The organism is Pseudoalteromonas sp. G5_S1_14_S5 (genome assembly GCF_054968605.1).
This window is the reverse complement of the sequence record NZ_JBQKUM010000242.1, coordinates 1-378: the sequence shown is the minus strand read 5'-3', so window position 1 is coordinate 378 and position 378 is coordinate 1. Positions and strand designations below refer to the sequence as shown.

The 378-nt window shown below is 43.4% G+C and carries 1 protein-coding gene; it reads left to right on the top strand.

Going from position 1 to position 378, the window contains the following annotated elements:
* The coding region (locus ACTRWI_RS22730) for an IS66 family transposase (protein WP_499133945.1) at positions 1-378 on the top strand (378 nt) is incomplete at both ends.

The following is a 378-nucleotide window of genomic DNA, read 5'->3' as shown; positions in this document are numbered from 1 at the left end:
TATTCAAAGTGGCCCTTACTACCGCCATCAGGTCTTCGATATTCCAAAATCCACTGTCGATATCACTGAATACCGTTTATTTTCAGGTCAATGCCGCCACTGTAAAGAAACAGTAAAAGCTCAAAAGCCCGACAATGCATCACAAGGTATTATCGGTCCCAATTTACTCAGCTACATTGGCGTTCTTGCTGGACAATATCACCTTAGTGTTCGGAAAATCCAATCACTGCTCAAAGAGCAACTCGGCACAACGTTTTCTGTTGGTGCGATTAGCGAAGCACAAACAAAAGTCGCTTCAATGCTGACTCCATTGCATCAAGCAATCAAACAAGCGTTAAAGAAGGCACCTTTGATTCATGCCGACGAAACCTCTCATCA